This window comes from Agrobacterium sp. CCNWLW32 (assembly GCF_037083425.1).
Classification (GTDB): domain Bacteria; phylum Pseudomonadota; class Alphaproteobacteria; order Rhizobiales; family Rhizobiaceae; genus Agrobacterium; species Agrobacterium radiobacter.
The window spans coordinates 260031-281062 of sequence record NZ_JBAOJM010000004.1; the positions used below are offsets into that span (position 1 = coordinate 260031).

General features: G+C 59.1%; 19 protein-coding genes and 1 tRNA gene. 10 read left to right on the forward strand and 10 right to left on the reverse strand.

What is annotated here, in order from left to right:
• Positions 1-45: 45 nt before the first annotated feature.
• The 5 genes from V6R85_RS11625 to V6R85_RS11645 form a co-directional block, all read right to left on the reverse strand.
• Positions 46-360, reverse strand: coding sequence for a hypothetical protein (locus V6R85_RS11625; RefSeq protein ID WP_020808898.1), 315 nt, complete (start codon positions 358-360; stop codon positions 46-48).
• Positions 361-590: 230 nt separating this feature from the next.
• Positions 591-1004, reverse strand: coding sequence for an 8-oxo-dGTP diphosphatase MutT (mutT, locus tag V6R85_RS11630; protein WP_020012084.1), 414 nt, complete (start codon positions 1002-1004; stop codon positions 591-593).
• Positions 1001-1777, reverse strand: coding sequence for a GNAT family N-acetyltransferase (locus tag V6R85_RS11635; RefSeq protein WP_020808897.1), 777 nt, complete (start codon positions 1775-1777; stop codon positions 1001-1003). The genes mutT and V6R85_RS11635 overlap by 4 nt, the downstream gene beginning before the upstream one ends.
• 18 nt (positions 1778-1795) lie before the next feature.
• Positions 1796-3037 carry a bifunctional glutamate N-acetyltransferase/amino-acid acetyltransferase ArgJ gene (gene argJ, locus V6R85_RS11640; RefSeq protein WP_080864808.1) on the reverse strand — a complete coding sequence of 414 codons (1242 nt, stop codon included), beginning with the start codon at positions 3035-3037 and terminating at the stop codon, positions 1796-1798.
• Positions 3038-3125: 88 nt separating this feature from the next.
• Positions 3126-3989 carry a peptidylprolyl isomerase gene (locus V6R85_RS11645; RefSeq protein WP_026364016.1) on the reverse strand — a complete coding sequence of 288 codons (864 nt, stop codon included), beginning with the start codon at positions 3987-3989 and terminating at the stop codon, positions 3126-3128.
• Positions 3990-4231: 242 nt separating this feature from the next.
• On the opposite strand from V6R85_RS11645, the gene secA reads away from it, so the two are divergent.
• The 5 genes from secA to V6R85_RS11670 all read left to right on the forward strand — a co-directional run bounded on the left by secA (position 4232) and on the right by V6R85_RS11670 (position 12017).
• Complete coding sequence (gene secA / locus V6R85_RS11650; protein ID WP_003507062.1) at positions 4232-6949, forward strand: preprotein translocase subunit SecA; 2718 nt, start codon at positions 4232-4234, stop codon at positions 6947-6949.
• Between the two features lie 147 nt (positions 6950-7096).
• Positions 7097-7990 (forward strand): DMT family transporter, encoded by an 894-nt coding sequence (locus tag V6R85_RS11655; protein ID WP_080864806.1) that lies wholly within the window; start codon positions 7097-7099, stop codon positions 7988-7990.
• Between the two features lie 71 nt (positions 7991-8061).
• Positions 8062-9264: a glucans biosynthesis protein MdoC gene (mdoC, locus tag V6R85_RS11660; protein ID WP_111833892.1), complete on the forward strand. Its 1203-nt coding sequence runs from the start codon at positions 8062-8064 to the stop codon at positions 9262-9264.
• Positions 9265-9321: 57 nt separating this feature from the next.
• Positions 9322-10737 carry a Wzx-type polysaccharide biosynthesis protein UppV gene (gene uppV, locus V6R85_RS11665; RefSeq protein ID WP_111833893.1) on the forward strand — a complete coding sequence of 472 codons (1416 nt, stop codon included), beginning with the start codon at positions 9322-9324 and terminating at the stop codon, positions 10735-10737.
• An 8-nt stretch (positions 10738-10745) separates the two neighbouring features.
• Positions 10746-12017, forward strand: coding sequence for a GNAT family N-acetyltransferase (locus V6R85_RS11670; RefSeq protein ID WP_107677240.1), 1272 nt, complete (start codon positions 10746-10748; stop codon positions 12015-12017).
• A 54-nt stretch (positions 12018-12071) separates the two neighbouring features.
• On the opposite strand, the gene uppQ is transcribed toward V6R85_RS11670, so the two are convergent.
• Entirely contained in the window at positions 12072-12707 is a 636-nt protein-coding gene (gene uppQ, locus V6R85_RS11675; RefSeq protein WP_111833894.1) for a polysaccharide biosynthesis GNAT family N-acetyltransferase UppQ, read from the reverse strand.
• A 296-nt stretch (positions 12708-13003) separates the two neighbouring features.
• Here uppQ and V6R85_RS11680 point away from each other — a divergent pair.
• Positions 13004-13088 (forward strand) — tRNA-Leu (locus V6R85_RS11680).
• Positions 13089-13356: 268 nt separating this feature from the next.
• Positions 13357-13872 (forward strand): disulfide bond formation protein B, encoded by a 516-nt coding sequence (locus tag V6R85_RS11685; RefSeq protein ID WP_111833895.1) that lies wholly within the window; start codon positions 13357-13359, stop codon positions 13870-13872.
• Between the two features lie 31 nt (positions 13873-13903).
• Here V6R85_RS11685 and V6R85_RS11690 read toward each other — a convergent pair whose 3' ends face one another.
• Positions 13904-14461 carry an HNH endonuclease gene (locus tag V6R85_RS11690; protein ID WP_003507075.1) on the reverse strand — a complete coding sequence of 186 codons (558 nt, stop codon included), beginning with the start codon at positions 14459-14461 and terminating at the stop codon, positions 13904-13906.
• 346 nt (positions 14462-14807) lie between these two features.
• On the opposite strand from V6R85_RS11690, the gene V6R85_RS11695 reads away from it, so the two are divergent.
• The 3 genes from V6R85_RS11695 to V6R85_RS11705 all read left to right on the forward strand — a co-directional run bounded on the left by V6R85_RS11695 (position 14808) and on the right by V6R85_RS11705 (position 16901).
• The gene (locus V6R85_RS11695; RefSeq protein WP_165001489.1) at positions 14808-15107 is read left to right on the forward strand and encodes a hypothetical protein; all 300 of its coding nucleotides are present in this window, start codon (positions 14808-14810) and stop codon (positions 15105-15107) included.
• 135 nt (positions 15108-15242) lie between these two features.
• The gene (locus V6R85_RS11700) at positions 15243-15848 is read left to right on the forward strand and encodes a transglutaminase-like cysteine peptidase (RefSeq protein WP_336377054.1); all 606 of its coding nucleotides are present in this window, start codon (positions 15243-15245) and stop codon (positions 15846-15848) included.
• A gap of 261 nt (positions 15849-16109) precedes the next feature.
• Positions 16110-16901, forward strand: a complete 792-nt coding sequence (locus V6R85_RS11705) for a metallophosphoesterase family protein (protein WP_111833896.1) — start codon at positions 16110-16112, stop codon at positions 16899-16901.
• 31 nt (positions 16902-16932) lie between these two features.
• On the opposite strand, the gene V6R85_RS11710 is transcribed toward V6R85_RS11705, so the two are convergent.
• From V6R85_RS11710 to V6R85_RS11720, 3 genes are read right to left on the reverse strand one after another with little or no spacing between them, the layout of a single operon-like run.
• A complete protein-coding gene (locus V6R85_RS11710; protein WP_080866918.1) occupies positions 16933-18159 on the reverse strand; it encodes a glycosyltransferase family 4 protein in 1227 nt (408 codons plus the stop codon).
• A complete protein-coding gene (locus V6R85_RS11715) occupies positions 18156-19493 on the reverse strand; it encodes a polysaccharide pyruvyl transferase family protein (RefSeq protein ID WP_111833897.1) in 1338 nt (445 codons plus the stop codon). The genes V6R85_RS11710 and V6R85_RS11715 overlap by 4 nt, the downstream gene beginning before the upstream one ends.
• Positions 19481-20965, reverse strand: a complete 1485-nt coding sequence (locus V6R85_RS11720) for a lipopolysaccharide biosynthesis protein (protein WP_003507087.1) — start codon at positions 20963-20965, stop codon at positions 19481-19483. The genes V6R85_RS11715 and V6R85_RS11720 overlap by 13 nt, the downstream gene beginning before the upstream one ends.
• Positions 20966-21032: the final 67 nt, after the last annotated feature.

Here is a 21032-nt window from a genome sequence, read left to right on the forward strand (position 1 = left end):
CTAGGTCGGCGATGTGAGAAATCCGTTACCGTTGATGGTAAACGATCAGCAACCGCTCTCGTTGCTGTAACCCGTGACCACGCAGGGCATCTCCGGCATCGGCTGGGTGATGCTGCGACGAATGGAATAGGTCTTGCCGACATCGGTCTTCTTGATGGAGCCCGTGCTGATCATGTCGTAATTTTCGGGAAACTGCGCCACGCGCGTGGAAGATTTTCCGGCAAGCATGGGGGTGATGATCAGGGAAAGGGCGATAACCGCCGTGCCAAAAAGCAGCGCCACATTGAGCACGCCGGTGCGACGGGATTTGTTGGAATACAAATGACGACCTTCCACCGTCTTCCAGAAATCCTCGTTCATGACCAACCTCGTCTCGCGCAGTTTACCGCTTCTTTAGCTTAACAATCTGCCAGAGGGTGCTGAACGATCTCTTAACACAGCCCCGTTTTGGTACGGTAAAGCGCTGGCAACAGGGCATTTTCACGAAGCTGTGACGGGATGACCTTACAAGGGTGGGATCCAGCCTCGCACTCGACAATTGCGTACTCGACAGGCTGATCCCGATCGCGCGCAAACGCCACGCCGCCAGCTTACAGCAGATCCTGCAGGAAGGGGATGAGCGGCTCATCGGCCGGCGGCATGGGGTAGTCACGCAGAGCCTGCGGCTTTACCCATTTCAGCGCCTGCCCTTCCCGGCCATGCGCAATGCCCTCATAACGGCGGCACACGTAAAGCGGCATCAGGAGGTGAAAGGTCTCATAGGTGTGGCTGGCGAAAGTCAGCGGTGCAAGGCAGGCGACCTTGGTCTTGATGCCCAGTTCTTCGTCCAGCTCACGGACAAGGGTTTCCTCCGGCGTCTCGCCGTGCTCCACCTTGCCGCCCGGAAACTCCCACAGGCCAGCAAGCGACTTGCCTTCAGGACGCTGCGCCAGAAGGATGCGCCCATCCTGATCGAGGAGCGCGCAGGCGGCGACCAGCAGAATTTTCTTGCCCGCTTCGCTCATTTTTCGTCAACCTTGCGCCAGTAGCGATAGAGGTAGGCATCGGTGAAACCGAATTTTTCATAAAGCGCGATTGCGGGCACATTTGTCGAGACGACCTGCAACCAGGCGCTTTTGGCACCGCTGATCCGTGCCCAGCGCAGCGCCGACGCCAGAATCTGCGTACCGAGGCCCTTCTGGCGCTGCGACTTGTCAACGTCGAGCGACAGGATACCGGCAAGATCGTTATCCTGCACGCAGATCACAGTCGCAAGCGGGCTGCCTTCAACTTCCTCGTTGATGAACAGGCCGAGCGTCGGCTTGATCGAACTAACGATTTCTGCGATCGCTGATCGCTGGGCCGGGTCGCTATCGCTGACCTTGATGCTCGCCTCGACAAAACGGCCGATATCGTGGCTCGGCAGGCTGACCAGCGTTTCCGGCAGTTCCATGCCGGTAAGATCAGCCGTCATGACCCTGACCTCTTCGACCATGGACCAGCCGTCCTTGACCAGAAAGTCCTTGAGTTGCGGCGGCATCAGCGTCGTTTCACGCACCACCAGCGGACGGCCGAAATCCTCGAAGCGCTTGCGTGCCTTTTCCAGCCGCACGGCGCTGTTTCCGTAGTCGGAAGGGTCGAGCGGCACCACGCAGTTGATCCGCTTGGAGGGATGCGAGCCTGTGAGGCGGATTTGCCAGCTGCCGTCATAAATCACCGACGAGGCAGGCCATGCCCGGAAGCTGACGGCTTCCAGACGGCGAACCAGCGGCAGATTGACGGCCTTGTTGTCCTGCATTCTCTTCGGCTCCAACGGTCAGCTCCGGTAGTCGCCGTTGATCGCAACATATTCCTTGGTGAGATCACAGGTCCAGACAGTGGCCTTGCCCTGACCGAGACCAATATCCACCTTCACCGGAATGTCTTCGAGACGCATCACCGCGGTCGTCTCCGCTTCCGAATAATCCGGATCGCGCTCGCCATTAACCGCCACGCGCACGCCGCCGAACCAGATCGCGAGACGGTCGCGGTCTGCCATTTCGCCGGATTTGCCGACGGCCATGACGACACGGCCCCAATTGGCGTCTTCGCCGGCAACCGCGGTCTTCACCAGCGGCGAATTGGCGATGGAAAGGGCGATCTTCTTGGCGGCGGCATCGTTTTCCGCGCCAGTGACAGTGACTTCCACCATCTTGCGCGCGCCTTCGCCGTCGCGAACAACCTGCAGGGCCAGATCCTTCAGGAGATCGTTCAGCGCGACGCGGAAGCCGGCAAGGCGCTCGTCATCGGCGCTCGTCACCTTCACCTGGCCGTCTTCAGCAGCAGCACCCGTGGCAAACAGCATCAGCGTGTCGGAGGTGGAGGTGTCGCTGTCGACCGTCACGGAATTGAAGGTCGGGCCGACACCGGCCGAAAGCAGCGCCTGCAGGGCTGCCGGCTCAATGTCCGCATCCGTCACCACGAAGGAGAGCATCGTCGCCATGTCGGGCGCGATCATGCCGGCACCCTTGGCGATACCGTTGATGGTAACGATGACGCCGCCGATTTCGGCAGTGCGGGTCGAAACCTTGGGATAGGTATCGGTCGTCATGATCGCCTTGGCGGCTTCCTGCCAGAAATCGGCTTCGGCCATACCGTTCATATCGCCCAGAACACCGGCGAATTTGGTGGCGTCCAGCGGCTCGCCGATCACGCCGGTCGATGCCAGAAATACCTCGTTTTCGGAGCAACCGACGGCAGCGGCGGCGGATTTCGCCGTCAACTCGGTCGCTGCCTTACCCTTGACGCCGGTAAAGGCATTGGCGTTGCCGGAATTGACCACCACGGCACGCGCCACGCCGCCGCCGAGATTGGCGCGGCAGAAATCAACCGGGGCAGACGGGCATTTTGATTTGGTGAAGACGCCGGCGACACTTGCCGGCGTGTCGAACACCATCAGCAGAACATCCGTGCGGTTCTTGTACTTGATGCCGGCGGCGGCCGTCGCCATGCGAACACCGCGCAGCGCGGGCATGTCGGGATAGGATTTCGGAGCGAGCGGGGAAACGGCAACGGACATGGGAAGCGCCTGAAATTCTGGAAAGGAGGATCTGGGAATGCCTGAGATGAAACGGGGCGGCCCATAGCCGCCCCGTAACCTGAATTTTTTACTGCTGCGGCTGAGCCTGCTGTTCCTTCGAGGCTTCGTCGTAGCCCTTCTTCAGCGTTTCATCCATGATTTCGATCTTCTGGTCAGCCTTTGCCTTCTCGATGAGGGCAACGTACTTGTCACGCATGACAAGCTGACGAACCTGCGGCTCAACCTGCTCGAAAGCCGGCGGCGGGGCGATGCGCTTGTCTTCCAGCTTGATAACGTGGAAGCCGAACTGGGTCTTCACCGGGGTCTTGGTGTAGGCGCCCTTTTCGAGGCCGAAAGCAGCTTCTTCGAATTCCGGAACCATGCGGCCCTTGCCGAACCAGCCGAGATCGCCGCCGTCATCCTTGTTGGAATCGGTCGACTTTTCCTTGGCGAGGGCTGCGAAATCCTTGCCCGAATCAAGCTGCTTGATGATGTCTTTCGCTTCGTCCTCGCTGGCGACGAGAATATGCGCGGCCTTGATTTCTTCTTCCTGCGGCAGGGCTGCGACTTCCTTGTCGTAGCGCGCCTTCACCTCGTCATTGGTGACGGCCTCGACCACATGCTTGCGGAAATAGGCGTTATGCAGCTCACGGTCCTGGATGAATTCCATGCGCTTCTTGAAATCTTCAGTCTTTTCCAGACCTTCGGCGCTGGCGTTCTTTACCAGAAGCTTGACGTCGATCGCGCCGGAAAGGGCTGCGACCTTCTTCTGCTCGTCGGGAAGCTGCGCGAGCTGCGGGTCGAGGTTGCTCATGGCGAGGTCGAGTTCGGACTGGTGGATTTCCAGATCGCCGACCTTGGCGACAACCTTGTCTTCCTGTGCGAAAGCCGGAAGCTGGAGGCCGAGCGTGGCCACAATCACCGCAGCCGCAATTTTATTATAGCGCAACATTTTGAACCTTTCGGGGACAATGCCGGCTCCAGACATGGTTTCCGGCTCTGAAAAAACTTCCAAACACCGGATTGTGGCCATTCTGTAACGGGCAGAACCGTTGACATCATTTGCCCCCCCTCTTATCTGTCACGCAACCTCGCGTCCAGATACGTTGAAGGGCGAAGTCCGTCATTTGTGCTGAAAACAGCGTGACGGAGAAAAGCGCCCGGCAAAACGGAATTTCAGAAAGGGCCAGTAAGATGGTCAGTCTCGGCGGTATAGCCCGCAAGTTGTTCGGTTCGGCAAATGATCGCCGCGTCCGCTCCTATAAAAGCAAGATCGCAGCCATCAATGCGCTGGAAGACGCCACCAAGGCGCTCTCCGACGAGGCGCTGGCGGCCAAGACCGCCGAATTCCGCCAGCAGCTGGCAGACGGCAAGTCGCTGGACGACCTGCTGATCCCGGCTTTTGCCGTGGCCCGCGAAGCATCGCGCCGTGTTCTCCACATGCGTCCCTTCGACGTGCAGCTGACGGGCGGTATGATCCTGCACGGCGGCGCCATCGCCGAAATGAAGACGGGTGAAGGCAAGACGCTGGTGGCAACGCTTGCGGTCTACCTCAACGCGCTCGCCGGCAAGGGTGTGCATGTCGTTACCGTCAACGACTATCTTGCCCAGCGCGACGCCGCCACCATGAGCAGGCTTTACCGCTTCCTCGGCCTCACCACCGGCGTGATCGTGCACGGGCTGGACGACGACCAGCGCCGCGAGGCTTATGCCTGCGACATCACCTACGCGACGAACAACGAACTCGGCTTCGATTATCTGCGCGACAACATGAAATATGACCGCGCGCAGATGGTGCAGCGCGGCCACAACTACGCGATCGTCGACGAAGTCGACTCGATCCTGGTCGACGAGGCGCGCACGCCGCTCATCATTTCCGGCCCGCTGGACGACCGTTCCGATCTCTACAACACCATCGACGCCTTCATTCCGCTTCTGTCGCCGGAAGATTACGAGATCGATGAGAAGCAGCGCTCGGCCAACTTCTCCGAAGAAGGCACCGAAAAGCTCGAAAACCTGCTGCGGCAGGCGGGTCTCCTGAAGGGCGAATCGCTTTACGACGTCGAAAACGTCGCCATCGTCCATCACATCAACAATGCGCTGAAGGCCCACAAGCTCTTCACCCGCGACAAGGACTATATCGTCCGCAACGACGAGATCGTCATCATCGACGAATTCACCGGCCGCATGATGCCCGGCCGCCGTTATTCCGAAGGTCAGCATCAGGCTCTCGAAGCCAAGGAAAAGGTGCAGATCCAGCCGGAAAACCAGACGCTTTCCTCCGTCACCTTCCAGAACTACTTCCGCATGTATGAAAAGCTGGCCGGCATGACCGGTACGGCCTCGACGGAAGCGGAAGAATTCGGCAACATCTACGGCCTCGACGTCATCGAGGTACCGACCAACCTGCCGATCCAGCGTATCGACGAGGATGACGAGGTTTACCGCACCGGCGAGGAGAAGTTCCAGGCGATCATCACCGAGATCAAGGCGGCGCATGAACGCGGCCAGCCGGTTCTGGTGGGCACGACCTCCATCGAGAAATCCGAGCTTCTTGCGCATATGCTGCGCCAGTCCGGTTTCTCCGACTTCCAGGTTCTGAACGCCCGTTACCACGAGCAGGAAGCCTATATCGTTTCGCAGGCCGGTGTTCCCGGCGCCGTCACCATCGCCACCAACATGGCCGGCCGCGGTACCGACATCCAGCTCGGCGGCAACGTCGAGATGCGTCTGGAGCGCGAGCTGGAAGGCATGGAGCCGGGTCCGGAGCTTGACGCCAAGGAAGAGGCCATCCGCGCCGAGATCAAGGTGCTGAAGGAAAAGGCGCTCGCCGCCGGCGGTCTTTACGTCATCGCCACCGAACGCCATGAAAGCCGCCGTATCGACAACCAGCTGCGTGGTCGTTCCGGCCGTCAGGGCGACCCCGGCCGTTCGAAATTCTACCTGTCGCTCCAGGACGACCTGATGCGCATCTTCGGTTCCGAGCGCATGGACAGCATGTTGCAGAAGCTCGGCCTGAAGGAAGGCGAAGCAATCGTCCATCCGTGGATCAACAAGGCGCTGGAACGCGCCCAGAAGAAGGTCGAAGCCCGCAACTTCGAGACCCGCAAGAACCTTCTGAAATATGACGATGTGCTGAACGACCAGCGCAAGGTGATCTTCGACCAGCGTCTCGAGCTGATGGAAGCCGACAATATCGGCGAAACCGCAGCCGACATGCGCCACGAAGTCATCGAAATGCTCGTCACCAAGCATGTTCCGGAAAATGCCTATGCCGAACAGTGGGATATTGCGGGCCTCAAGGCCGGCATCGCCCAGTTCCTGAACCTCGACCTGCCGGTAGAGGACTGGGCCAAGGAAGAGGGCATCGCCGAGGACGATATTCTTGAGCGCGTCACCGAGGCCGCCGACAAATACGCCGCCGAGCGCGCGGAACGTTTCGGCCCCGAGATCATGACCTATGTCGAACGTTCGGTCATTCTCCAGACGATCGACCATCTGTGGCGCGAACATATCGTCAATCTCGATCACCTCCGCTCCGTCGTCGGTTTCCGCGGTTATGCCCAGCGCGATCCGCTGCAGGAATACAAGGCGGAAGCCTTTGAACTGTTTCAGGCGCTGCTCGCCAATCTGCGCGAGGCCGTTACCGCCCAGCTGATGCGTGTGGAACTGGTGCAGCAGGAACCGCAGCAGCCGGAACTGCCGGAAATGACCGCGCATCATCTCGACCCCAATACGGGCGAAGATGAAATGGCGCAGGGCATGCAGCCCACGCCCGTCAATTTCGTGCCGGCCGAGGAACGCGATCCGAACAACCCCACCACCTGGGGCCGTATCGGCCGCAACGAAATGTGCCCCTGCGGCTCCGGCAAGAAATACAAGCACTGCCACGGCGTTTACGAACAGGCGTAAGGCGCTTGTTATCAGTCTGAAATCAATCGCCCGTAACCCGCGTTACGGGCGATTTTGTTTGGGCCGGGTCATTGCCGGTGAGCCGACTGTTGACTGGTCTCGGCGCTTTCCATAAGGGAGCCTGATCATTTTCTGGAAACTGCTTCCATGGCCCCTCGCGATCTCGCCGCCTATATTTTTCTCGCGCTCGCGTGGGGAGTTTCTTTTCTGCTGCTTTTACAAGTCGTAGCAGCCTTCGGCTGGATCGGCGCCGTCACGCTTCGTTCACTCATGACCGCTGCCGCCCTCTTTCTCATTGCGCGGACGGTGCGTCGAAAGCTGACATTCTCGGCCGGCTGGCGCGCCTTTACGGTTGTCGGGGCAACAACGGTCGCGGGGCAACTGATCGGCCTGTCCTACGCCACACCGCAGATCGGCACTGCTATGGCTGCCATATTGGTGGCGACCATTCCGCTTTTTTCCATGCTCATCTCTCAGCTATGGGGTATTGAGCGTCTGACGCGTCAGGGCATTGCCGGTCTCGTTATCGGCTTTGCCGGCATCGTTCTGCTTGTCGGCTTTCCCGCCGTTCCCGTTACAACCACCTTCATCATCGGCTGCGCCGCTGCTGTCGCCGCCTGCATCTGCGCGGCCTATGGCAGCAATTTCGCCAGCCGCCACCTGAAGGGCGTAGGTTCCTGGGAAATCACCATAGGCTCATTCCTGACAGGCGGCCTGATGACCCTGCCGCTTCTCTTCGTGGTCCCATTGCCGAGAACACCTGATCTCATCGATTACGGTTATCTTTTGATACAGGCGGTGGTCATGAGCGGCCTTACCTACATCACCTATTTCAAGCTGGTCTCCTCGATCGGTGCAACCAAGGCGATCAGCGTTGAATTCGCCGTCACCGTCGTGGCAGTTCTCGTCGGTGCTTTGGTGCTGGATGAACCGCTTTCGCTTCCCCAGCTTTTCGGCGCCGGCATCATCATTTTGGGCTGTGCGCTGGTCCTTGACCTTATGCCCAAGAAAAAGGCTCCACCCACCCCTTCCGGTGCGTGAAGAGTTTATTAGCGTTTTCCACCAATAGTCGTGCTGGTCATTGCTGATCGCGTTTGCGGCACGGGGGAAAAATGCAACCGGGCAAGTCAGACTACGAGCATTATTGGGACCCGCTCAGGGCTCTCCTCATGCTGCTTGGCATTCCCTATCACGCCTCCCTCATCTACAGCCATGCGTTACCATGGGACATCAAGGATTTTGACACCAGCCCGCTTCTGAGCGCGCTTGGCGCCGTGCTCTCCACCTTCCGCATGCCGGCTTTTTTTGTGGTGGCCGGATATTTCTCCACCATGGTCATCGGCAAGAAGGGCAAGATGCGCTGGCTCAGGCAGCGTTTCCTGCGCCTCGGCGTGCCCTTTATTGTGGCGGTCCTTCTGCTCGGGCCATTGCAGCTTTTCCTGCTGCAACTGGCCGGCGTCGCCAAGGGCGAGATCCCGGCCGACCGGCTACTGGAGAGCCTGCCCGGCCTGCTGCGTCCGAGCGAACAGTGGATCATGCATCTGTGGTTCCTGCCGGCCCTAATCGTTTATTCCATTCTACTTGCCAGCCTGCTGTTTCTTACGGAACATCAGCCATTGGCACATGCGAAAGACTGGTTCGACAGCCTGCGGCAGCAACATGCCACACTGTTTTTCGCAGCACTCTGCACTGCGCCTATCCTGTGGGAATTGATGACCTACGGATCCGGCCTGCTTGCGGCAAAGAACGGAAGCAGACTCTTTCTTCTCTATGAGCGCGCTTCCGACCCCTATGCGCGCTACCTGCCATTTTTCCTTGTCGGGGCCCTGCTGCACCGTGATCGCGCCCTCTTTCACCGCTTTCGCCAGACGGGACTTCTCACCGGCATCGTCGCGGCGGGCGCCATCGCAACCTCGGTGAGCCTGCGGCTGCAAAATCCCCTTTCGAATTCGGCCCTGCTGGTGCTGGTTTCGGCAATTGCGGCGGTGGCCACGAGCCGTCTGTTGATCGACCTTGCCTGCCGTTATTTCGATCGGCCAAACCGCTTTGCCAGACGCATGACGGATGCATCCTTCACCATCTACCTGTTTCACCATCCACTGATTTACGCCTTCGGAACGCTCTTCATCCTGATCGCGCTGCCGCCGATCCTGGAATTCGCCATCATCGTCGCGGCCACCACAGTGGTGGCCTATATGCTGCATCAGGTGATACGGCTCAGCCCGCTCGCCCTTTTCCTGTTCAATGGCATCCGCAGGCCGAAGGTGGTGGACGATATTGGCACACAGGCCGGCGCCTCCCAAACCCTTCGTTAAGGATGAAGCGCGTATAATCGGCTTGCCTATTCAACTGGAAATGATGGCGTGTGGATCATGGCTATCCTCAACACGGCGGAAAAAGCCTTACCCGCAGGCCTGCGCGCGAAGCTTTCGCCGCTGGTAGCGAAAGTCGCCGTCCTTCTTTCCAGCGGAGATGAGGTTTCCCGTGCGCAGCGCATGGCGCTGGTTGCGTTTGCGGTGCGCATCGTCAGCGCCGGCATCGCCTTCATTTCCCAGATCATCCTTGCCCGCCTGATGGGGGAGTTCGAATATGGCCTGTTCGCCTTTGTCTGGGTCCTGGTGATCCTGTTCGGCAACCTCTCCTGTCTCGGCTTTCACACCACCGTCATCAGGTTTTTACCCGGCTACCGTCTGGAGGATGCCCATGACAAGATCATGGGACTGACCTCGACGGCGCGTGTCTTCGCCATGTTTTCGGCCAGCGCGCTTGCGATTTTCGGTTTCGTTTTCCTGTACTTCTTCGGCGAGCGCATCGCCTCCTATTATCTCATTCCCGTGTCGCTGGCGCTGTTCACCCTGCCGATGGTGGCGCTGGGCGATGTGCTGAACGGCACCGCGCGCGCCAATGGCTGGGCGGTTTCCGCTCTCAGCCCCACCTATATTGTCCGCCCGGTGCTGATCCTGCTGTTCATGCTGGTGGCAATCGGTTTCGGCGCGGAAAAAACCGCGACGACGGCCATGCTCACGGCCCTTCTTGCCACCTATGTCACCACGCTTTTCCATTTCATCTTCATGGACCGCCGGCTCAACCGGCATTTCCGCAGCACGGCCCGCAGGGTTCATTTCCGCCACTGGATAAGGTTCGCCTTTCCGATGTTCCTGATCGACGGCATCGGGTTTTTGATGACCAATTCCGATGTGGTGATTGTCGGGCTTTATCTGCCGCCGGATCAGGTCGGCATTTATTTCGCCGCGGCAAAGACCATCGTGCTGATGCAATTCGTGTTTTTCTCCGTGCAGGCGGCAGCCGCCCCGCGTCTGGCCGCCCTGATGTCGGCCAATGACAGACAGGGGCTCGCCGGTTTCGCCAGTCAGGCCGCACGCTGGGCCTTCTGGCCGTCACTCGCCGTTGGCAGCGTGGTGCTTCTGGCCGGCCCGTTCCTGCTATCGCTGTTCGGTCCCGGCTTCGTTCAGGGTTACGAGCTGATGTTCTTCCTTTTCGCCGGTTTCCTCGCCAAAGCGCTGATCGGCCCGGGAGAAACATTGCTGAATATGGCCGGCAAACAAAAATTGTGCGTCGTGCTTTATATTATTATCTTTGGTTGCAACATTGCACTCAACATGGCGCTCATTCCGGTCTATGGTCTGGCAGGGGCCGCGGCAGCGGTGGCGATAGCCATGTGCATAGAAGCTGTGCTATTGCATATTGCCATTCGCCGCACACTCGGGATCGTCCTTTTTGCCTTCAACGATCCCCGGGCGGGCCAAAACACTGGGAAGGCGGTGTAACGATAAGCATGTCCAGCGATCCAAAGAATCCGGATTTTCAGGACCCGCGCATCGCCGCACTGATGGCGTCTGCGGAGCGTGACCGTCCCGTAGCCGACAGCAGCCGACGCGTGGGGCGCGATGGCCGGGAATTCTGCATCTATCCGGGTCAGCTCGGTTACGACATGCAGGAAGAACTCGACTTTCTGTCCAACCGCGTGATGGAGGCGAATGTCTTCTTCACCGGACGGCTTCTCGCACCCGCCATGCCGCGGATCGAGGACAAATCCGTGCGCTTCGCCCTTATTCGCGACGAGAACGGCGCCAGAAGCCGTATGCGCTTCCTGATGCCTTTTACCGTGGAAAAGCCCGGCTTTTCCATCGGCCCTTCCATCATTCGCGTCTGGGCCAATCCGTTCGGGCCGCTTGGCACGCCGCTGGTTGATACCGAAGGGGCCGCCGAAACCCTCGACAATCTTTTCGATGCCCTTTCCGACCGCAACATGCGGCTGCCCAACGTTCTGGTGCTGCCGGATGTTCGGCTGGAAGGGCCTTTTGCCCGCATGTTCAAAGCCATCGCGCTCAGCCGCAACCTGCCGGTGACGACGACGGGCAATTATCACAGACCGATGCTGGAAAGCCTGCTTGATGGCAGGGCCTATCTGCAAAACGCCCTTGCGCCGCACCATCTGCGTGAAATGAACAGGCAGTGGCGTCAGCTCGAAAAACTCGGGCCCCTCGCCTACACCGTTACCCGACAGCCGAAGGACGTGCGCTATCGCATGGAGGAATTTCTGGCGCTGGAGGCGAGTGGCTGGAAAGGCCGCAAACGCACCGCGCTGGTCAACGACCGTTATCGCGCCGCCTTTGCCCGCGAGGCGATCACCAATCTGGCCGAAGCGGATGCGGTGCGTATCCACACCATCGATCTCAATGGCAGCGCCATCGCCTCCATGGTCGTCTTCATCACGGCCGGTGAGGCCTATACGTGGAAAACCGCTTTCGACGAGAGCTATGCGCAATTTTCTCCCGGCAAGCTGCTGGTGCAGAAATTGACCGACTGGCATCTGGATGACGCCAATATTCTGCGTAGCGACAGCTGCGCCGTGCCCGATCATCCAATCATGAGCCGCTTCTGGCAGGAGCGCCAGGAAATGGGCACGCTGGTGGTTGGGCTTGCCCAGAACAGCGACCGCGACGTGCGGCAGGTTTCCACCCAGGTGGACATGTATCGCAACACCCGCAACCTCGCCCGCAGCCTGCGGCAGAAGATCCTGTCCTTCGGACGCAAGGGCAATTGACCCGAAGGACGCCGGCGGCGTCCTTCGGAATCTATGATGCGGTTAAAGCCCACTTCAGCGCGAGGCCGTCCGGATCATCTTGCACAATTGCGTCAGAGCCGCATCATATCCGCCGCCCAGAATATCGACACAACGGCGGGCGAGCTTGATCTGCTCGGTCCGCGACATATCGTTATAGGCTTGGAGAGCGTTGCGCACCGCGCCGGGAGACACCGTGCCCGGGCCGCCGGGAGTGGTGGTGCTACCGCCGGGATTTCCGGGCGTACCGGTCGAACCGGAGCCGCCGATACCGACGCCGACACCGAGACCAACACCGCCCGAGCCGCCGACATTGGCCCCGACATTGGCATTGATGCCGTTCGAGCCGCCAACGGAGGCGTTCACGCCCGCATTGACGCCACTGGAACCACCGACGGATGCATTAACATCCGCATTGACCCCATTGGTACCGCCGACCGAAGCGTTGACATCCGCGCCCAGTCCGCCGCCGCTTCTACCGCCGACATCCGCACTGGCGTTGACACCACCGCCGCCGCCAACGGAGGCATCGACCCCGAGCCCGCCGCTGCCATTGCCACCAACACTGGCATTGACCCCATTCTCACCACCGACGCCGATATCCAGCGCATGCGCATGGACCGGCAGGATCAGGCAGGCAGACAGTAATAAATTGCGAGAAAAAGCCCTCATAATTTCCTCCCTATGAGTTTGGCCATTCCCGCCCCGCGTGGAAACTCCACCCTGACATCATAATTCAATTAGTAATTGCGCATATTCTAATTTATTAGAGGTGCCTAATATTACCCTAATGCTGCAACTGCAGGTGTCGCGATCTGGCACAGCCACCGGCCGCAACATTTTGATCGGCGGCCTCGGCAAAGACGGAAAACCGCCCGCGCAAACACGCGCAATTCAAAAGGATAAGTCAGCTTTGGGGTTGCACGCATGGCCCTCACCATGATAGACGCCGTGGCATTACCACCGTTGCCCCAATGGCGGAATTGGTAGACGCGCCGCACTCAAAATGCGGTTCCGAAAGGAGTGCTGGTTCGATCCCGGCTTGGGGTACCATTTCCAAAAGCGCATTGATTTCTCTAGGCTTTGTCCAGCACCCGCCAGTGAGTTCTTCAACGGCCCCATGCCGGCCGGCAAGCTCACGAAACTTTGCTTGCGCACCCCCCGAATATTGCCAGGCTTTCATTTGCCAGATGCGGCGGACTGGATTAGACGAATCCCGTTACACCCCGTGAGGACCGGCGACTTAATTTCGCCATCACGCCCGCCTTTTTGAAAGCCCGTCCGGGATATCTGCTTCTTCGCGAAGTTTGAGGAAAACAACATGGCCAATGCGACCACCGCCGACAATAGCCGCACGCTCGCCGCTCTCGGCGTCACGGCGGGAATGATCTTCACCGTCGGCTCCGCCCTCGGTTTCCAGCATATTGGCGGTTATACGCCCTGCGCGCTGTGCCTGCTGCAGCGCGATCCCTATTATTACGCCATTCCGCTGGGCGTATTGGCCGTTGCGACCAGCGTCTTCAAATTGCCGGTTCAGATCACCCGGGTGCTTCTTGCCCTTATCGGCGTGGCGATGCTGATCGGCGCCGGGCTCGGCGTCTACCACGCCGGCGTGGAATGGGGTTTCTGGGCAGGGCCGATTACCTGCGCCACCGGGGCGCCGTCCATCACGACGAATGCCGGCGATCTCCTGGGTAATCTGAACGCCATCAAGGCACCCTCCTGCAACGACGCGGCCTTGCGGGTGCTCGGCCTTTCCTTCGCGGGCTGGAATGTCATCGCAAGCGTTGCACTTACGGCAGTCGCCTTTTTTGGCGCGAGCCGGAAAAGCCGGTAAGCGGAAAAGCCGCATTGCAGTCCTGAAAAGATCAGGGCTGCAGTTCGGTATCCCAGTAAAGATAGTCCATCCAGCTTTCGTGTAGATAATTGGGCGGGAACAGCCGCCCGTTATTGTGCAAATCCTGAACCGTGGGCTGGAAGGGCCTCTGCGCCGGGAACATGCCCGCCTGCTTGGGAAGCTTGCTGCCTTTTTTAAGGTTGCAGGGAGAGCACGCCGCAACGACATTGTGCCAGGTGGTTTCACCGCCATGCGCGCGGGGAATCACATGGTCGAAGGTCAATTCGTCCCGCGTGCCGCAATACTGGCATTCGAACTTGTCCCGAAGGAAAACGTTGAAGCGTGTGAAGGCGGGGTTGCGGGTGGGCTGCACGTAAGTCTTGAGGCTGACGACGCTCGGCAGCCGCATGGAAAAGCTGGGGGATGACACCGCGTGATCATATTCTGCAATGATGTTCACACGGTCTAGAAAGACAGCCTTGATCGCGTCCTGCCAGGACCATAACGACAAGGGATAATAACTCAGTGGCCTGTAGTCTGCGTTCAGAACGAGCGCCGGCAGGGCCTGTGGTGAAACTGCAATCGTCAAGGGCTTCTCCTGAGCGATTCGGCATCTGCACTTGTATATTAGGTCCGTTGTTACAGGATTGTGAAGCCTATAAATGCAGCGGCAAAGAGCTTAATTTTTGAGCCCCAGAATGGCGTTTTTCGCATTCCTGACGATCGAGCGGCACGGTGACGCCTCCTGGCGACGTGGCACCGCTGGCTGATGCGGCAGGGAGGCGATTCGGCCTTTGCCAGACACAAATCCTTCTCACACCGGATGCAATATCGGTGATATGATTACCCCCGACAGACGCTGAAAAAGCAATGCGCGCCGGGCGTGGCAAATGTGCGGCGGCGTCATCCATTATTTCGTCCATGGAGGAACGGCCATGACGGTGGGCAGGCAGCAAGCAGCAGCATTGCGCAGGAGGCTTGCGGCCGGGGTTCTGGCCGCCACGATCGGCTTCTCCACGGGTGCCCATGCGCAGCAATATCAGAATTTCGAAGTGACGCCGGATGGCCGCGGCGGGGCGCAGGGAACGATCGGCGGACGCAATTTCGAAGTTTACCGGAATTACGACCGGCCGCCGGCAAGCAGAGCCTCACCCGATACACAGCGAGAACTCCGACGAGCCGTCCCGCAACAGACCTGTATTGTCGACACGGAAGGTCGAACCCGCTGCAAGTGAGCGCGAACCCAATTTTTCAACGCGCTGTAACAAAATTAGATTTCATTAAAATGCAATCTATCGACTTAAACGGCCCGCAAGAATGGGTCGCTATGGTGCCAGCACAAGAGAAGGCAACTGTGCAGGGGCAAGGACATGGCGAAGAGAACAATCCGTCTGGCAACGTTTTTTGCCGTCGCTGCCGGCATGGCGGCGAGCATTGCGACAACGGCATCGGCCGTGCAGCTTGGTGGCCTTGCCCAAAAGCCTGGCGCATCGCGGCCCGGCCTCTTCATGACCACGAGCCGTCCGACCATCGCGCCCATTGCCTTTGCCAAATTCTGTGAAAGCGCCGCCGACCAGTGCATCCGGACTGGTGACCGCGATACGGTGGAGCTGAGCAAACAGAAGCGTGTGGAACTCCAGCGCATCAACGCCGAGATCAACACCTCGATAATCTATGCCAGTGAAGGGGACGGCGAAGACGACTGGAAACTGAACCCGGCAAGCGGCGACTGTGACGATTATGCGGTGACCAAGCGGCAACGCCTCCTGCGCGCCGGCTGGCCTTCCGGCGCCCTGCGCATTGCCACTGCCCGCACGACGGATGGCATAGGTCACGCCGTTCTGGTCGTCAACACCAGCCAGGGCGATCTGGTGCTGGATAACCGCACCAATGTCGTCAAGCCGTGGAAAGCGGTGGATCTGAAATGGATCAAGATCCAGTCGCACGAGGACCCGCGTGTCTGGCTGAAACTCTAGAACATGTCTTTACGCTGAAACCGCCCTTTCGGACGACAGGCATTCGACCGCCGGTTAAGGCAACGTATCTTTCGGTCATCAAAGAGGGTATTCTCTCCTCGCAGGATTGACGCGTCCCGCTTTACAAAAGCCGCCTCTCGCCGCTTCGTCCGGCGGGTTTTGGCGGCTGACCCAGCATTGCGTCAACGCAGCTTGGGCGGGTGATGCGGCTGCCGCTTTCAACACTCTTGACCTTGTGCAGGAGAGACAGTATCGGCAGCTATGCCCAAGGTGCTCAACTGGATTCGCGGTCGTAAACAACCAGCCTCCCGCGACGACCGGAGGCGACGCAGAATCGACCTTGGCGACAAGCCAGCCTCCTTTCCGATCTATGCCATTGGCGACGTGCATGGCAGCCTCGACCTGCTTTTGCAGGCGGAGCGGAAAATCCTTGCCGATCTCGGACCCGACCTCTCTCCCGCGCTGGTCGTTCTCCTCGGCGATTATGTCGATCGCGGGCGCGATTCCCGTGGCGTTCTTGAACATTTGCTGAAGCCACCGCCGACGCCGCTGCGCCGTATTGCACTTTGCGGCAACCATGAGCAGCTCTTCCATGATTTTCTCGAAAATCCGCAGGAGAACATGCACTGGCTGGACTTTGGCGGCCGCCAGACGCTCCTGTCCTACGGGGTCGACATAGACTATTTCCTGCAAAAGGGCCGCTTGAGACTGCAGCCGTTCAGGGATGCTCTGCTCGGCGCAATTCCGCAAACCCACCGCCAGCTTTTATCCAGCCTGCCGATCTATGCCCGGATAGGGTCTTATATTTTCGTGCATGCCGGCTTGAGACCGGGATTGCCGCTGGAGGCGCAGACCGATGAGGACATGCTCTGGATCAGGGAGCCGTTCCTTTCACAAGGGGCCGGGCTGGACCTCGTCGTCATCCACGGCCATACACCGGTAACCGAGCCGGAAACCGGCCCGCAGCGGATCGGCATCGACACGGGTGCATTCACCACGGGCAGGCTTACCGTTCTCAGAATTTCGGATGCGGGCTTACACCTGATTGGTTAAGCGCGTTGCCGCGACCTCAAGACTAGCGGTTTCAACCAATTCGCCTGCCGCTCAGAATATTATCAAGGGTCGTCATTTGCTGGCGATTCCATTCAATGGCGTCCTCAAACGCCCTGTTTCCCAGTTCCTGCCGCTGATCGTGGCTCGAGGCGAGCTGCAGGATCGCGTCGGCGAAACCCCTGTGGTCATCATCGTCCACAATGACCACACCGCGCCGGTATCGTTCCGAAAGCCCCCTCGCGCCCGTGCGGGTGCTGATTGTGGGAACACCGGCAGCCAGGGCATCGAGCAGTTTTATATTGATGCCTGTTCCAAGCGTGATGGGATTGATGGAAAGCGGCGCGCGCGTGAAGGCGTCCTTCACATCATCCACGCGGCCGAGCTTGAGAATGCCCTCTTCATCTTCAATCTTGCCACATATACCGCCCGCCAGCACCAGACGTATATCCGGCCGGGCAGCCCTTACCAGCGGCATGATGTTCCGGAGAAACCCCTTCAGGGAAATGATGTTGGCGTCATTACCGGAACCGAGAAACAAGAAGTCGCTCGGCGTGAAGTCTTCCACTTTTCCATTGAGATCGAGAATATGGCTGACGGTTGCGAGAGCCGGCGGCTCTTCCCCCAGCCGCTGCCGGAACGCGTGCTCCTCTTCCTCCTGAATGGCGACAACCACATCCGCACGGCGCAATGCCCGGCATTCCACCGCCGGCGGCACCGAGAACCAGTATCCATATTTGTTGGCGGTATTGATGAACGCCTTGTGCCGGTCGGCGAAGGAATCATGGGTATCGAGAATACGCAGCACGCCCTTCGGCAAGCCCAGAAACGCCCTCGAATGAAACGCATATTCCACAATGACGGCATCGATCCCCAGCCGGCGTTGAATATCACGAAGCTGCCGACCCATTTCCGGATAATAGAATTCATCCAGCTGGTTATAAAAACCACGCTCGCGACCAAGCATCCGATGGAGCTTGCGAAGGGCCCGAAACGACGTCAAGCCAACCTCGAAACCAAAATCGCCGGGAAGCCGGTTCCTAAGGCTACCCCCCTGCCGGGAAACAAGGTGCAGGTGATCCGGTCCGAATTCAGCCTCATGCCCCGCCAGATCGAAATCGGTGGCAATCGTGCCATCGACATGGATGAAATGCACCTCGTGCCCTAGGCCGCGCACGGCGCGCGTCAGCTGCAGAATCCTGCTTCGCGCGCCTTCATTGGCGGGAACGACCGGAAATGCCGAGACGAAAGCGACTTTCATGAAAGGACGGAGGCACGCGCCGGGAAAGTCTCGAACAACTGAAAATTCCTCTTGGACATCGCCAGAATTTCCGGCAGCCTTTTCCCGACGTTTTCACGGATTTCGTCAGATTGGTCGATAAATTCGATCAGTGCGCTTTTGATTCCATCCTGCGTAAGGAAGGAAGACGGAGAAAGCAGATCGGCAGCGGAGAGACCGAAATGCTGATAGAGCCCTTCGAACTTTCCCTGATAGGCGATGCATATCGCTGGAACGCCTTTGCCCAGCGCGGCAATGGCGAGATGCATGCGGCCGCTGACGAGGCCGTCAAGCTGGCCGGCGACGCCTTTCAAGACGGGCGCTGACCATTTTCCGTCGAGATAACGGACCCTGTCGGTTCTGGACGCAGGCACACGCTCGGCGATAGCCTTGAGATAGGCCTGATCGCCCACATTGTCGCGATAGTCATGCGGGATGAGCAGCCAGCACACCGGCCTGGCATCGACGGCAAATTGCAACGCTTCCGCCGCATGCCTGATGACCGCCTCGGTCTGCGCGTGGTCGGCGTTTTTGAACAGCATGGGATGCAGGTTGAAACCCATGACCCGGTATCCCTCGGCCCGCTTTCGCGCGATCCATGAACGCGTGCCCTCGTCAGGCTCAGAAGGAACGAGACTGAACGCGGAATCGGAAACGAGCGCCGCATTTGTCTTCGCAAAGGTCTGTAGGCGCTCAAGCGAGATAACGTCACGCACCTTGAGCGAGCACTCCGGATGAAGGGAACGATAGAACATTGCCAAGGGGGCATGCGGCGTTTCATTGAAGCTGAAGCCGAGGATGACGTTCTTTATTCCGGCAGCGGCGGCGAGATCCGCACTCGCAAGAAGTTTTGCGCTGACCAGGGGGTGGTAATATCCATCCATGACATCGGCGCCGACAACGACGACACTATCATATTGTCTTGTCGCAAACTGCTGCGCCAGGGCTTTTATGAAATCGGGCTTGCCAAAGATATCGACGGGAACAAAGCCCCTCTGGTAAGCGGAATCGGCGTAATCCATCCCATCGACAAGGATGTCTATCTCGACATCGGGATTACTCGCACGCGCGTGTTGCAGCGTCGCGGTGATCATCGCATCATCGCCCAACGAGCCAAAAAGCGTGATGGGATCGCCGGCCACGATCAAAAGCCGGCTTAACCGGTCGCCGGCAGCGGCGGGTTTCATGCCCGCCTTCAACGCCTGCAGATCGTCAAAGAGTTGCCGAAACGCGATATCCCTTCTTCGCCGCTCGATATATTTCACCGCTCTCTGGCGCAGCGGTGCTGGCAGTATTTTTTTTATCAGCTTGCGCATTTGCTTTCCTTTCGGGAAATGATTTTGCCCATGACGAGCGCGATGGCGGACCGGGCCTCGTTTCGCGCAGTCAGCACCAGAAGCAGAAGATAGGCCACGCCGAAAATGGAGCCGAGCAGGATGCCGGATATGAAATCGCCGGCGCCCAGCAGCTTGACCTCGGGACGCATCCATTGAACGAGCAGGAAGCAGAAACCGCTGGAGGCGAAGCTCGGCAGAAGCAGGAGGAATATTCGCCACAGCCCGATGCCAAGCTCGCGGGCGATGAAGAAAAATGTGAAGGGCGTGGAGGTCAGCTGCCCGACGGCATAAACAATGACGATTTCCCTGATGCTATCAGTCGGAACCAGCAGGATCAGCAGGATCGTCGAAACCGCCTTGATGCTTCCGGCAATCAGCACCTTGTTCGGTTTGCCGCGCGCGGAAAGGAAAGGCGCGTTTTGAAACTGAACACATTGCAGCGCGCCGAGCAGAAGCAGCGGTTGCGCCACCCCGTCGGCACCCTGCCATCGCACACCAAATAGCACGTTGCAGATTTCCGGAGCCAATGCCGCGGCGAGCACGAAGACCGGTGTGGAGAAGATCGCCGACATGGTGATCGACTGCTTGTAGAGCGCCGCCATTCGTTCCCGCTCGTGCGATATGCGCGAAAGCACCGTCAGTGAAACGTCATAAAGCGCCGCCTGAAGCAATTGCATCAGAAGTTGATAGAGCCTGCTGCCGACGGTGTAGAGGCCGAAGAGCGCGACCCCGTAATGTCCGAGAATCATGAAATCGATCAGGCGCGTGGCCGCGAAATCGACAATACGAAGGCCGAGCGCCGACGAACCGAAGCGAAGCAGTTCAACGAAGGTTCCGGGATTGAGGGTGGCGCCCGGCAGCCAGTGCGGCTTTCGCCAGAGCCAGATCAGCGTGACGATGGTGGCGACATAGGTCTGAACGACGAGGCTCCAGACACCGAGGCCGATGATTGCGAAAACAATCGCCACGCCGCCACCGATGATGTTCGATATGAAGGTTCTGATCGCCAGCGGCTTGAAAGCCAGCGCGCGGCGATAATTCACCTCCTGAAACATCGATGCCGTGTTCAGCGGCAGCAATATGCAGATCGCCACGATGACCGGCGCCAGCCCTTCGACCTCAAACCAGCGCTCCAGTTCCGGAGAGAACACGCAGACGGCAATGGCCAGCAATGTCGCCACCGCAACCGAGGCATAAAACGGCAGATTGACGTCGCTGGGCTCCAGATTGCGTTTCTGCACGATCGCATCCGCGAATCCGAATTCCGACAGCATCTGGATCAGCATCAGCACCAGCCCGGCGGTGGCGACCATGCCGTAATCGGTAGGGCTGAGGAAACGGGCGAGGACGATGAAGAGAATGGAGGTGAAAAGCTTGCCGCCCCAGTTCTGGACGATGGACCAGAACACGCCTTTCAGGGCCGCATTGCCTATCGACGTTGCCTCGGACATCAATCCACCACCTGCAAAACCAGCCACATCAACGCACCCGGCGCAGCGACCGCAAAACAGTCGACGC